The 12,899-nt window shown below is 65.9% G+C and carries 12 protein-coding genes; 4 read left to right on the top strand and 8 right to left on the bottom strand.

The genetic code is table 11. The features are described from left to right. Nucleotides 1–38: 38 nt before the first annotated feature. Both AC0L3X_RS19635 and AC0L3X_RS19640 read left to right on the top strand, forming a co-directional pair. Nucleotides 39–587, top strand: a complete 549-nt coding sequence (locus AC0L3X_RS19635; protein WP_354132203.1) for a gluconate 2-dehydrogenase subunit 3 family protein — start codon at nt 39–41, stop codon at nt 585–587. A gap of 29 nt (nt 588–616) precedes the next feature. Beyond that, complete coding sequence (locus tag AC0L3X_RS19640) at nt 617–2,185, top strand: GMC family oxidoreductase (RefSeq protein ID WP_063985597.1); 1,569 nt, start codon at nt 617–619, stop codon at nt 2,183–2,185. A gap of 229 nt (nt 2,186–2,414) precedes the next feature. Here AC0L3X_RS19640 and AC0L3X_RS19645 read toward each other — a convergent pair whose 3' ends face one another. After that, on the bottom strand, nt 2,415–2,732 hold the full coding sequence (locus AC0L3X_RS19645) for a ribbon-helix-helix domain-containing protein (RefSeq protein ID WP_063985598.1): 318 nt from the start codon (nt 2,730–2,732) through the stop codon (nt 2,415–2,417). 242 nt (nt 2,733–2,974) lie between these two features. Here AC0L3X_RS19645 and mutL point away from each other — a divergent pair, with 242 nt between their 5' ends. Further along, nucleotides 2,975–4,786, top strand: coding sequence for a DNA mismatch repair endonuclease MutL (gene mutL / locus AC0L3X_RS19650; RefSeq protein WP_063985599.1), 1,812 nt, complete (start codon nt 2,975–2,977; stop codon nt 4,784–4,786). A gap of 103 nt (nt 4,787–4,889) precedes the next feature. Here mutL and rsmD read toward each other — a convergent pair whose 3' ends face one another. Next, nucleotides 4,890–5,444 carry a 16S rRNA (guanine(966)-N(2))-methyltransferase RsmD gene (gene rsmD, locus AC0L3X_RS19655; protein WP_063985600.1) on the bottom strand — a complete coding sequence of 185 codons (555 nt, stop codon included), beginning with the start codon at nt 5,442–5,444 and terminating at the stop codon, nt 4,890–4,892. Then, a complete protein-coding gene (locus tag AC0L3X_RS19660) occupies nt 5,445–7,604 on the bottom strand; it encodes a pseudouridine synthase (protein ID WP_231143639.1) in 2,160 nt (719 codons plus the stop codon). It abuts the gene before it with no gap. Between the two features lie 119 nt (nt 7,605–7,723). On the opposite strand from AC0L3X_RS19660, the gene AC0L3X_RS19665 reads away from it, so the two are divergent. Beyond that, nucleotides 7,724–8,182, top strand: coding sequence for a nucleoside deaminase (locus tag AC0L3X_RS19665; RefSeq protein WP_038945284.1), 459 nt, complete (start codon nt 7,724–7,726; stop codon nt 8,180–8,182). A 142-nt stretch (nt 8,183–8,324) separates the two neighbouring features. On the opposite strand, the gene AC0L3X_RS19670 is transcribed toward AC0L3X_RS19665, so the two are convergent. The 5 genes from AC0L3X_RS19670 to AC0L3X_RS19690 all read right to left on the bottom strand — a co-directional run bounded on the left by AC0L3X_RS19670 (nt 8,325) and on the right by AC0L3X_RS19690 (nt 12,899). Further along, complete coding sequence (locus AC0L3X_RS19670) at nt 8,325–9,227, bottom strand: alpha/beta fold hydrolase (protein WP_063986702.1); 903 nt, start codon at nt 9,225–9,227, stop codon at nt 8,325–8,327. Between the two features lie 215 nt (nt 9,228–9,442). Further along, on the bottom strand, nt 9,443–10,726 hold the full coding sequence (gene purD, locus AC0L3X_RS19675) for a phosphoribosylamine--glycine ligase (RefSeq protein ID WP_063985602.1): 1,284 nt from the start codon (nt 10,724–10,726) through the stop codon (nt 9,443–9,445). Between the two features lie 308 nt (nt 10,727–11,034). Continuing rightward, a complete protein-coding gene (locus AC0L3X_RS19680) occupies nt 11,035–11,334 on the bottom strand; it encodes a winged helix-turn-helix domain-containing protein (RefSeq protein WP_063985603.1) in 300 nt (99 codons plus the stop codon). Nucleotides 11,335–11,337: 3 nt separating this feature from the next. Continuing rightward, entirely contained in the window at nt 11,338–11,892 is a 555-nt protein-coding gene (locus tag AC0L3X_RS19685) for a hypothetical protein (protein WP_063985604.1), read from the bottom strand. Continuing rightward, nucleotides 11,889–12,899 (bottom strand): alpha/beta hydrolase, encoded by a 1,011-nt coding sequence (locus AC0L3X_RS19690; RefSeq protein WP_063985605.1) that lies wholly within the window; start codon nt 12,897–12,899, stop codon nt 11,889–11,891. Before AC0L3X_RS19690 ends, AC0L3X_RS19685 begins: the two co-directional genes overlap by 4 nt.

Below are 12,899 nucleotides of genomic sequence, written 5' to 3' on the forward strand. Positions count from 1 at the left end.
CACAAAAATCCAAATCACAAAATCTACGGAGGAATGCCATGAGAGAAGTCGATCGTCGAAGCAAGCACAGCCGCCGCGTCTTTCTCAAGGGCGCGGCGACCGCCGTTCCGGTCGTCGCTGTCGCGACCAGCGTCGCCGTCAGCATCGAGGATGCCTGGGCGGATGATGCCAGCACGCTCTCGCCCGCAACGATGAAGACGCTGCTGAAGGTCGCGCGCGACATCTATCCGCACGACGTCCTCGGCGACAGCTACTACATCACCGCGATCAAGCCGTGGGACGGCAAGGCGGCCAAGGACCCCGCCGTCAAGTCTCTGATCAGCGACGGCATCACGCGGCTCGATCAGAACGCGCGGGATCGGCACAAGGTGGCTTACGCCGAAATGCCATGGGAAGCCGACCGCGTGGTGCTGCTGACGGAGATCGAGCAGAGCGACTTCTTCCAGAAGGTGCGCGGCGACCTCGTGGTGTCGCTCTACAACCAGAAAGAGGTCTGGCCGCGGTTCGGCTACGAAGGCTCCTCCGCAGAGCACGGCGGCTACATCAACCGCGGCTTTGCCGACATCGACTGGCTGCCGAAGGCTTAAGGCTCACCCAACGGTTCAGGAGAACGCATATGGCAAAATTCGATCTGAACGACTCCAGCGTTGTGGTGATCGTCGGCTCCGGTGCCGGCGGCGGCACGCTGGGCAACGAGCTCGCGCAGAAGGGCGTCAAGGTGGTGATCCTCGAAGCAGGTCCCCGCATCGAGAACCAGGACTTCGTCAACGACGAGTGGGAGAGCTTTTCCCAGCTCGCCTGGACCGATGCCCGCACCACGTCGGGGACATGGCGCGTCGCCAAGGACTTCTCTGGCCTGCCCGCCTGGATCGTCAAGGCGGTCGGCGGCTCGACCACACACTGGGCCGGCGCATCGCTGCGCTTCGACGAGCACGAGTTCAAGGTGAAGAGCACCTACGGCAACATTCCCGGCGCCAATCTTTTGGACTGGCCGGTGACGCTCGCGGAAATCGAGCCGTGGTACGCCAAGGCTGAGAACAAGATGGGCGTGACCCGCACCAACGGCATTCCCGGACTGCCCGGCAATAATAATTTCAAGGTGCTGGAGGCCGGTGCGAAGAAGCTTGGCTACAAAACCGTGCACACCGGCAACATGGCCATCAACAGCCAGCCGCGTGACGGCCGCGGCGCCTGCCAGCAGATCGGCTTCTGCTTCCAGGGCTGCAAATCCGGCGCGAAATGGTCGACGCTCTACACCGAAATCCCCAAGGGCGAGGCGACCGGCAATCTCGAAGTACGGCCGAGCAGCATGGCGGTCAAGATCGAGCACGACGCCTCCGGCAAGGTGACCGGCGTTGTCTATGCCGACGAGAGTGGCGCGATGCAGCGCCAGAAGGCGCGCGTCGTCGCGGTGGCCGGCAACTCGATTGAAAGCCCGCGGTTGCTGTTGAACAGTGCCTCGACCATGTTCCCCGATGGCCTCGGCAATTCATCGGGCCAGGTCGGCCGCAACTACATGCGGCACATGACCGGCAGCGTCTACGCCGTGTTCGAGAAGTCGGTGCACATGTATCGCGGCACCACCATGGCCGGCATTATCCGTGATGAATCCGCCAACAATCCGAAGCGCGGCTTCGTCGGCGGCTACGAGATGGAGACGCTGTCGATTGGCCTGCCGTTCATGGCGGCCTTCCTCAATCCCGGCGCCTGGGGCCGTCCGTTCACCGCGGCGCTCGACGGCTATCCCAGGATGGCCGGCATGTGGCTGGTCGGCGAGGACATGCCGCAGGAGACCAACCGCATCACGCTCGACCCCGTCGTCAAAGACAAGTTCGGCCAAGCGGTCGCGAGCGTCCATTTCGACGACCATCCCAACGACCTCGCGATGCGCGCACATGCCTACAAGCAGGGTGCGGCCGTCTACGACGCCGTCGGCGCCACCGTGACCTATCCAACGCCACCCTATCCGAGCACGCACAATCTCGGCACCAACAGGATGAGCGAGAAACCGCGGGATGGCGTGGTCAACAAGTTCGGACAGAGCCACGACGTCAAGAATCTGTTCGTCTCGGATGGCAGTCAGTTCACCAGCGGGGCGGCGTGCAATCCGACGCTGACCATCGTCGCGCTCGCGATCCGGCAGGCTGATTACATCGCCGGCGCGATGCAGAAAAAGGAGATCTGACGTCGGGCGTTATCCCGTCTGATTGGAAGAACGTGGCAGGCATTTCGCTTGCGGCCATCCTTCGAGACGCCCGCCTACGGCGGGCCCTCAGGATGAGGTCGTGTTGCGCGGCGAGATATCAGACCCTCATGGTGAGGAGCCCGCCGAGGCGGGCGTCTCGAACCATGCAGGCCAAGAACGTTCGGCATGATGGCATTGAGAATGCGGATGCGGGCCGCCACAGCAACGGCTACTCGGCCGCATCGAGGATGGGCGCGACGGTTGCCTTGAACTCCTGCACCTGCGTCACGCTCCGGGAGCGGTAGATCAGGCAGGAGCAGCGCAGCAGCGAGGCGAAATTATTGACCTCGCCGTGATGGTCGAGCACCTCATTGTAGAGCGTGGTCAGGAACTTGCCGACGCTCATGCTCTCCTTGGCCGCGATCTCCTCCAGCGTGTCCCAGAACGCCATTTCCAGCCGGATCGAGGTGCAGTGCCCGCCGATCCGCAACGAGCGGGTCTGGGATTCGTAGTTGCGTTGGGGCTGGTGCGCGAAGAAATTGCACATGGCGTCCTCCCGTCCTGTTGCCATTTTTTCACGATGCTACACCGCTGCCCGTGCCCCCACAATCAGGACGGCAGGCAGGGCGACCGCTCCGTCCCGGTTGCGCAATTTTCTCGAACGTCCAATCCCTTCAATGTGATAGGCATCCCTCTTCCCCAGCCCGCCACACGGCTGTTGCCCAACACATGCTTTTGACGCAACACGGCCTAGAATAGCGCCGTCAGCGAATCCAGATCGAAAGCCCCATGCCCGTCCGCCAGCTGCCAGAGCAAGTCGTCAACCGCATCGCCGCCGGCGAGGTGGTCGAACGTCCGGCAAGCGTGGTCAAGGAACTGGTCGAGAACGCCATCGATGCCGGTGCGAGCCGGATCGACGTCTTCACCGATGGCGGCGGGCGGCGGCGGATCGGGATCACCGACGACGGCAGCGGCATGACCGCGAAGGACCTCGCGCTCGCGGTCGAACGCCATGCCACCTCCAAGCTCGACGACGAGGACCTGCTCCAGATCCGCACGCTCGGGTTCCGCGGCGAGGCGCTGCCCTCGATCGGCTCCGTGGCGCGTCTTTCCATCACCACGCGGCACGCGAGCGAGCCGCATGCCTGGGCGCTGTCAGTCGAGGGCGGCGACAAGTCCGAGATCATGCCGGCCGCGCTGGCGCATGGCACGCGCGTCGAGGTCAACGACCTCTTCTATGCAACGCCCGCGCGGCTGAAATTCCTGAAGACCGATCGCACCGAGGCGGAGGCGATCCGCGAGGTGGTCAGGCGCCTCGCCATGGCGCGGCCCGACGTCGCCTTCACGCTCGCGGGCGAGGAGCGCGCGCCGGTGACCTGGACCGCCGCGCTGCCCGGCGCCGCCGGACGGCTGACGCGGCTCGGCGATATCCTCGGCGCAGAATTCCGCAGCCACGCCATCGAGGTCCACGCCGAGCGCGAGGGCGTCGTCATCGCCGGCTATGCCGCGGCGCCGGCGCTCACCAAGGCCAACGCGCTCGGGCAATATCTCTTCGTCAACGGCCGCCCGGTGCGCGACAAGCTGATCCTCGGCGCCGTGCGCGGGGCCTATGCCGACTATCTGCCGCGCGACCGCCATCCGGTGCTGGCGTTGTTCGTCACGCTCGATCCGCGCGAGGTCGATGCCAACGTGCATCCGGCCAAGACCGAGGTGCGCTTCCGCAATGCCGGCCTCGTGCGCGCGCTGATCGTGCACGGATTGAAGGACGCGCTCGCGCGCGAGGGCCGGCGCACGGCCGCCAACAGTGGCGAGAGCGCATTGTCCTCGTTCCGGCCCGCTTTCACGCCACGGCCTGCGAGCTGGGACTGGCGGGCTTCGCCATCCGCCCCGGTCGCGCCGATGCCGTCCTTCGAAGGTGCGGCCGCACCCGCCTTCGCCGAGCGCGCGCAGGCCGCGTTCGACGTCGGCGCACCTAGTGCGGACGTGCGGTTCGAGACGCAACCGACGGCTGACCTGGTCGACCGTCCGCTCGGCGCGGCGCGCACGCAGATCCACGAGACCTACATCGTCTCGCAGACCCGCGACGGCCTGATCATCGTCGATCAGCATGCCGCGCATGAGCGCATCGTCTACGAGCGGCTGAAGGCCTCGCTCGCCGCCAATGGCGTGCAGCGGCAGATCCTCCTGATTCCCGAGATCGTCGAGATGGACGAGGCGACAGTCGAGCGCCTGCTGGAGCGCAGCGAGGAGCTTGCGTCGTTTGGGCTGGCGATCGAATCCTTCGGCCCCGGCGCGGTCGCGGTGCGCGAGACGCCGTCGCTGCTCGGCAAGACCAATGCGGGCGGGCTGCTCCGCGATCTCTCCGAGCATATGGCCGAATGGGACGAGGCGCTGCCGCTGGAGCGCCGCCTGATGCACGTCGCCGCGACCATGGCCTGCCACGGATCGGTGCGCGCCGGCCGCCGGCTGCGGCCGGAGGAAATGAACGCCCTGCTCCGCGAGATGGAGGACACCCCGAACTCCGGCCAGTGCAATCACGGCCGGCCGACCTATGTCGAGCTGAAGCTGAGCGATGTGGAGAAGCTGTTCGGGCGGCGATGATTTCGTAGGGTGGGCAAAGCGAAGCGTGCCCACCACCTATCGCGATCGCAGAAAGTTGGTGGGCACGGCGCGTTGCGCCTTTGCCCACCCTACGGCAGCGAGACTACGGCTTCCTCAAAAACACGAACTCCGTGTCGTCATACGCCCGCCGCTCCAATTCCTCGAAACCTTCCGGCGTCACGAACTCCGCAGCCTTAGCCTCTTCCACCACGAGCAGCGCGCCCGGCGTGAGCCAGCCACCATCGCGCAAGCTCGCAAGCGCCTTCTCCGCAAATCCCTTGCCATAGGGCGGATCGAGGAACACCAGCGAGAACGGCTCGACGGGATGCGCAGGGCCGAGATCGGTCGCATCGCGGCGATAGACCTTGGTCACGCCGCCAAGGCCGAGCGTCTCGACATTGTTGCGCAACAGCGCGCGCGCTTCCGCGCCGTTGTCGACGAACAGTGTGAACTTTGCGCCGCGCGAGGACGCCTCGATGCCGAGCGCGCCGGTGCCGGCGAAGAGATCGAGCACGCGCGCATCCTCGATCGGATCGTCATAGGCGTGCACGAGGATGTTGAACACGGACTCGCGCAGGCGGTCCGCCGTGGGGCGGATGTCGCGCGAGGACGGTGAGGCGAGATTGCGCCCCTTCAAACGACCGCCGACGACGCGCAATCAGTCCTCCCGCGGCGTCAAATCGCGCTTGCCGTGATAGCCGCGCTTGGGGCGGCGCGGCGGGCCGTAGCCGTTGGCCTCGGACTCGTTGCGCTCGCGCGCTTCCTCGCTGCCGGTGCGCTGTACCAGCACACGGCGGCCCTTGCGATCGTTGATCACGTCACGCTTGCTGGCGGGCTTCTTCTCGCGTGGCGCTTCGCCGTCGGGTGAAGAAGATTTCTTCGGCACGTCGAACTGCGCGCCCGACTTCTCGATCACCTTGTCGCCGAGCTGATCACGCAGCACGCGCGACTTGATCTCCTCGACCTGGCCTTCGGGGACCTCGCCGAGCTGGAACGGTCCGTAGGACACGCGGATCAGCCGGTTCACTTCGAGCCCGAGATGGGCGCAGACGTTGCGCACCTCGCGGTTCTTGCCTTCGCGGATCGCGAACACCAGCCAGACATTGGCACCCTGATCACGCTCCAGCGTCGCCTCGATCGGGCCGTATTTGACGCCTTCGACCTCGATGCCTTCCTTCAATTGATCGAGCTGGGCCTGCGTGACGTCGCCATGGGCGCGAACGCGGTAGCGGCGCAGCCAGCCGGTGTCCGGCAGCTCGAGCGTGCGCGCGAGCCCGCCATCATTGGTGAGCAGCAGCAGGCCTTCGGTGTTGAAGTCGAGGCGGCCGATCGAGATCAGCCGCGGCAGGCCTTCGGGCAGATTGTCGAACACGGTCGGACGGCCCTCAGGGTCGTCATGCGTGGTCATCAGGCCGCGCGGCTTGTGGTAGAGGAACAGCCGCGTGCGCTCACGCTCCGGCAACGGCTTGCCGTCGACAGTGACGACATCGTTCGAGGTGATGTCGAGCGCCGGTGAATTGATGACGCGGCCGTTGACGGAGACGCGCCCCTGCGTGACCATCTCCTCGGCGTCGCGGCGCGAGGCGAGGCCCGCACGCGACAGCACTTTTGCGATACGCTCGCCGGCCTTCTTCGGCTTCGGTGCTTCGTCACGGCGCGGACGGCCCTCGAAATCCCGATCACGGTCACGATAGGCGCCGCGACCGCCGAAGGCGGGGCGCTTCTCGAAGATCCTGCTCTCATCCTCGTTTTCACGGCGCGGACGGTCGCCGAAGCGGCCTTCGTTGCGCGGATGCTCGTGCCAGTCGGAGCGGCCCTCAGAGCGCTCGCGCGGACGATTGAATTTGGGACGGTCACCGCCGCGTTCGCCATCGCCATCACGACGGGGCCGATCGAATTTCGGACGGTCGTCGCGCGGGCGATCGAACTTGGGTCGATCGAACTTGGGCCGCTCGCGGAACGGACGATCGCCGGACGCGCGATCGTCGCGCGAGCGCGAGAAACGCGGACGGTCATCGCCGCCACCCTGCCGATCGTCGCGCTTCTGCCAGGGCTTGTCTTCGCTGCGGTCGCGGCCGCCGAAATCCTTGCGCGGACCCTTGCTGAAGTCCTTGCGCGGCGGACGATCGCCACGCGGACCCGCGTCGCGCTTCTGCCACGGCTTTGAATCGCTGCGCTCGCCGCGATCGCGCGGGCGGTCGCCGAAGTCGCGCGGGCGGTCGCTGCGATCCCCACGGTCGCGCTCGCGATCCGGTGCGCCGCGCGAAAACTTCCGCTCGCCGTCGAACTTGCGTTCCGGGCGGTCGCCACGCGGCGCGTAGGGCCGCTTGTCGCCGAACTTCTTGTCACCGAACCGGCCGGCGGGACGGGAATCGTCGCGATCCCGGCTGCGCGGCGGACGGTCGTCACGGCCATAGGACGGACGATCACCACGCGGCTTGAATGGCCGCTTCTCGCCATCGCGCGAGCCGCGATCGGAGAACGGGCGGTCGCCGCGCGGCTTGAAGCTGCGCTCGCCGCGCTCCTCACCACCACGGTCGTCGCGCTTGAATTTCGGACGGTCGCTGAAATCGCGGCGCGGGGCATCGCCCTCCTCGCGGCGGCGGAACGGACGATCCCCGCGGTCGGCGCGAGGCGGACGGCTGTCGCGGTCGCCACGGGGCGGGCGGGCGTCGCCCCTGCCCTCAGGGCCGCGCTTGGCGAATTTCTTCTCAGGGCCACGCGGCTTGCCGGACCGGCCCTTGGGCGGGCCTCCCCTTGCCGGGCCTCGATCACGCCGGCCGCGGGAATCGTTGTCTTTGTCGCTGTCGCGAGGCATGAATAATCTCACTTAGGGGGTGGCCAGAAAGCATTGTGCGCGCTCGTTTCGAGCCGCATGCTCAGGCAAATCCGGTATTCACTCTTGCTGAAGGCGGAGCTACTAGCAGGTTTCTGACGATGATACGAGGCTTGAAAGCCCCCTCTTTCATGGATTTGGCGCTCAAAACGGCCGAAAATGCCGGAAAGGCGGGCGAAGTTCCGATCGGATGCGTCGTGGTCCGCAATTACGAGGTCATCGCCACCGCGGCGAACCGGACGCTGACCGATTACGACCCGACCGCCCATGCCGAGATCATTGCGCTGCGCGAGGCCGCCAAAAAGATCGGCAGCGAGCGCCTGGTCGACTGCGACCTCTACGTGACGCTGGAGCCCTGCACCATGTGTGCGGGCGCGATCTCCTTTGCAAGGGTCAGGCGGCTCTATTACGGCGCCGCCGATCCCAAGGGCGGCGCGGTCGAGTCCGGCGTGCGGTTCTTCGCTTCGCCCACCTGCCATCATGCGCCGGACGTCTATTCCGGGGTCGGCGAGAGCGAGGCGGCGCGGCTGCTCAGGGACTTCTTTCGGGAGCGGCGGTAGATTCACATATTCCGCCGTCATGCCCCGCGAAGGCGGGGCATCCAGTACGCCGCGGCCTATCGATCAACCACCACCGTCTCGGAGTACTGGATCGCCCGGTCAAGCCGGGCGATGACAGTTGTGTGTGTCGCGACAGCTTAGTTCAGCCTGCGAAGAACTCGCGCAGCGCCTTTGCGGTGGCGTCCGGGTTCTCCTCGGTGAGGAAATGGCCGGAGTCCACCGGCATGCCGTCGACGTTGGTCGCCCATTGCTTCCACGTATCGAGCGGCGTCGCGGCGGCCTGGGCGATGCCCGCGCCACCCCAGAGGGCCAGCATCGGCACCGTGATCTTCTTGCCGGCCTCGAAATCGGTCTTGTCTAGGTCGTAATCGAAATAGGCGCCGGCGCGGTAGTCCTCGCACATCGCATGCACGCGGGCGGGATCGCGGAACGGGGCGATGTAATGTTCCAGTGCGCGCTCGTCGATGGCGTCCAGCGTCTTCGACTTGGTCTGGCTCGCCATCTTGAAGCGCAGGAAGAACTCGCCATTGCCCGAGATCAGCGTCTCCGGCAGCGGCGCCGGCTGGGCGAGGAAGGTCCAGTGATAGATCTTCAGCGCGTAGGCGCGGTTCATCCGCTCCCAGTAATTATAGGTCGGCAGGATATCGAGCACCGCAAGGCGCGACAGCCGGCCGGGATGATCGAGCGCCAGCCGATACGACACCCGGCCGCCGCGGTCGTGGCCGGCAAGCGCGAAGTGGACGTGGCCGAGTTGCTCCATCGCCTCGACCATGGCCTTGGCCATCGCGCGCTTGCTGTAGGGGATGTGCTGCGCATCGCTCTCGGGCATGTCGGACCAGCCATAGCCCGGCAGATCGGCAATGATCAGCGTGAACTTGTCGGCGAGCTGCGGCGCCACGCGGTGCCACATCACGTTGGTCTCGGAGAAGCCGTGCAGCAGCAGCAGCGGCGGCCCCTTGCCGCCGACGCGGGCGAAGATGCGGCCGAAGGAGGTGTTGACCCACTCGGAGCCAAAGCCCGGATAGAGGTCGGCGAGATCGGACATCTTCTGCATCCATATCTGGTCAGTCCTGTCTGGTCAGTCCTGGGCCGCCTCAAACAAAAATGTCGAAAACAACCCCATGCACAGTAGCACGGTCGTCACCTGTGAGGGTTGCTAACCCCAACAGGCGATTGCGCAATTTTGGAATGTCGATGTGGCGGGGCGGAGGCACGCGGCAATCTTGATGCCACCATGCGTGTATTCCGGAAAAAAGCCTGTCAGCCCCGGGCCTTCTCGGCTTCCACCGCCTGCCAGCCGATGTCGCGGCGGCAGAAGCCTTCCGGCCAGTTGATGCGGTCGACGGCCTGATAGGCACGCGCCTGCGCCTCGGTCACGGTCTTGCCGAGCGCGCACACGTTGAGCACGCGGCCGCCATTGGCGAGGATCGCGCCGTCCTCCTCGACCGTGCCCGCATGGAATATCTCGGCGGTCTCGACCTTGGCGGCGTCATCGAGCCCTTCGATGCGCGTGCCCTTCTGATAGTCGCCGGGATAGCCCTTCGCCGCCATCACCACGGTGAGCGCGGAGTCCGGATGCCAGCGCAGGTCGAAGTGCTTAAGCTCCCCGTCGCAGGAGGCGAGGAACGCCGGCACGATGTCGGATATCATCCGCAGCATCAGCACCTGACACTCGGGATCGCCGAAGCGAACGTTGAACTCGAACAGCTTTGGGCCATGGGTGGTCAGCATGATCCCGGCGTAAAGTATGCCGCGGAACGGCGTGCCGCGCTGCTTCATGCCGGCGACCGTCGGCAAAATGATCTTTGCCATGATCGCATCGTGGATCGCGGGCGTGACCAGCGGCGTCGGCGAATAGGCGCCCATGCCGCCGGTGTTCGGGCCGACGTCGTGGTCGAACACCCGCTTGTGGTCCTGCGCGGAAGCGAGAGGGATGGCGGTCTCGCCGTCGCACAGCGCGAAGAAGCTGATCTCGCGGCCCGGCAGAAATTCCTCGATCACGACCTCGGCGCCGGCATCGCCAAAGGCGCCCTCGAACATCATGGCGATGGCGTCCTCGGCCTCGCGCACGGTCTTGGCGACCACGACGCCCTTGCCGGCGGCAAGGCCGTCGGCCTTGACCACAATCGGCGCACCCTGGCTCTGCACGTAGGCACGCGCATCATTGGCGTTGGTGAAGCGCTTGTAGGCGCCGGTCGGAATGCCGAATTCGGTGCACAGCGCCTTGGTGAACCCCTTGGAGCTTTCAAGCTGCGCCGCCACCCCGCTCGGCCCGAACGCCTTGATGCCGGCGGCGGTGAGGTCGTCGACGATGCCGGCGGCCAGCGGCGTCTCCGGGCCGACCACCACGAGCTCGACCGCATTCGTCTTGCAGAAGTCGATCACCGCGGCATGGTCGGCGACATCGAGCGCCACGCATTCCGCCTCCCGCGCGATGCCGGCATTGCCGGGCGCGCACCAGAACTTGGTCACCAGGGGGGAGGCTGCGATTTTCCACGCCAGGGCATGTTCGCGGCCGCCGGAACCGAGCAGGAGAATGTGCATCGAGGGCTCAGAATAAGGGGTTTGCTGGTGCCGGAGGTCGCACGAATCGCCGCGGGTCTCAAGGGGAAACGCCCCGAACTCCCCGTCATTCCGGGGGCGCGGCGAAGCCCGCTTTCCTTCTCCCCTTGCGGGAGAAGGTGGCGCGAAGCGCCGGATGAGGGGTATCTATCCACACGCATAAAAGCTCGTGGAGGCAGCCCCCTCACCCGAGTGAGCCTGCGTCCACCGGCGGAGATGCCCTCTCCCGCAAGGGGAGAGGGCACAACAATCTGCACCGCGTCAGCGACGCCCGAGAACGACAATCGCCGCTACACCTGCTTCCCCGCAATGATCTCCTGCAGCGTCGCGACATGGCGTGCGAAGGCGCCGCGGCCGGCGGCGGTGGCGGTGACCGTGGTCTGCGGTTTCTTGCCGACGAAGGCCTTGTCGACCGAGACGTAGCCCGCCTTCGCCAGCGTCTCGATGTGTGCGCCGAGATTGCCGTCGGTGGCGCCGGTGAGCTTTTTCAGCCTCGAAAATTCCAGACCTGCAGTCGCAGGCAGCGCGTTCAATGCCGCCATGATCTTGAGCCGCAGCGGCTGGTGGATGATGTCGTCGAGCTCGGCCATGCGCTAGATCCGCCGCATCCAAAGGCCGCCGAGGATCAGACCGCCGCCATTGACGAACGCCATCCAGAGCGGGAACGCCTCTCCGATGTAGAAGAACCCAATCAGTGTCAGCGCAGCGATGCCAAGACCGATCGCGACGAAGGCGTAGCCGAACCAGAGACCCGCCAGCGTATAGAACAGCATGAAGTAGAGCGGCCAGAACGCGCCGAGCTGGCGTGGACCGAAATGGCCGACGACGTTGGTGCAGAGATAGCCGAAGGCGAAGAACAGCACGAAGACCAGAACGAGCCTGACATCGAAGGCGGCACCATGCGGACGGGGTGATGGATTGAGCAACCGGATTCCGACCAGACCGCCGACGCCCAGAACGTCCACGGCAACCCAGGCGTGGACCGCGTAGACCGGCCAGAGCCAGGTCACGAGATTGCCTGCGAACACCAGGACTCCCCACCAGACCGCTGCGAGGCTTGCGAGCTCGTAGAGCTGCGATTGCTTCACGCGCTGGACGATGTCGTCGATGTCGGCCAACGCTGCAGACGCCTCCTTGCTGTCGATCATGACTGGCCTGCTCCGCGCGTTGCCACGTCCTCGGCGATTGCATTGACCGCCTTCGGGTTGGTGACCATGCCCATGTGATTGACGCCGTCGATCATCTTGACGTCGACCGACGGCTTCACCGCCTGCACGGTCTCGGCATATTTGTCCGAGATCATCATCTCGTCCTCGGCACCGCCGAAAATCGTCATCGAATGAGTCACCGCCGGAAAATCGAGGCGATAGCCGCGCGTCGCAAAGTTGCGCATCAGGCGATCGGAATAGGTCGGCACCAGGATCCGCTCCGAGTTCGGCGGCACGGCGAAGGCGAGCACTGGAAGCTGCGAACAACAGTCGATGCCGAGCTTGCGCAGCGCCGCCAGCCCGAAGTAGCGCGGAAGGTCAGCATTGGCCCAACCGCCGGCGTGCGGTTTGTTGGTCGGCGCGTCGTAGCCGAGATAGGGCGCAATCAGGACGGTGCGGACGAACAGGTCCTGCATGATCGGCGTCGCGGCAACGCGCAGCGAGAAGCCGGCGCCGGCGGAATGGCCGATCAAGGTCAGTGGCAAATCGGGCGCGCTCTTGCGGACATGGGCGACGAAGTCGACCAGATCGTCCTCGAGCTGGCCGACATAGCCGATATCACCGCGCGTGCCGGAGGCGCCGTGGCCGCGCGTATCGAGTGCCCAGGTCTCGACGCCGTGCGCGGCGAATGCTGCCGTCAGGGCATGGTTCACGGTGCCGGAGGAACCGGACGATCCATGGATGAAGATGGCGCCGCGGTCGGTGGCCGTCCCCTTCGGCGCGTAGTGCCGGAAGCCAAGCCAGGTACCGTCGCGGGCCTGGAACCGCTCCAGCGGCGGGAGGGTGGACCAGTCGATCCCCTTGGCGGAGTCCGAGACTGAGCGCATCTCCGCAGGTCGTTCCAGCGGCGTCGCGATCAGGGCGGTGAGCAGCAGCGCGACTGCGCCAACCGCGCACAGGCCCCATTTCAACAGGCTTAGAGAACCCCGCAGCAGCCGCATCGCCAT

It is taken from the genome of Bradyrhizobium sp. MI1.7, from assembly GCF_055811795.1.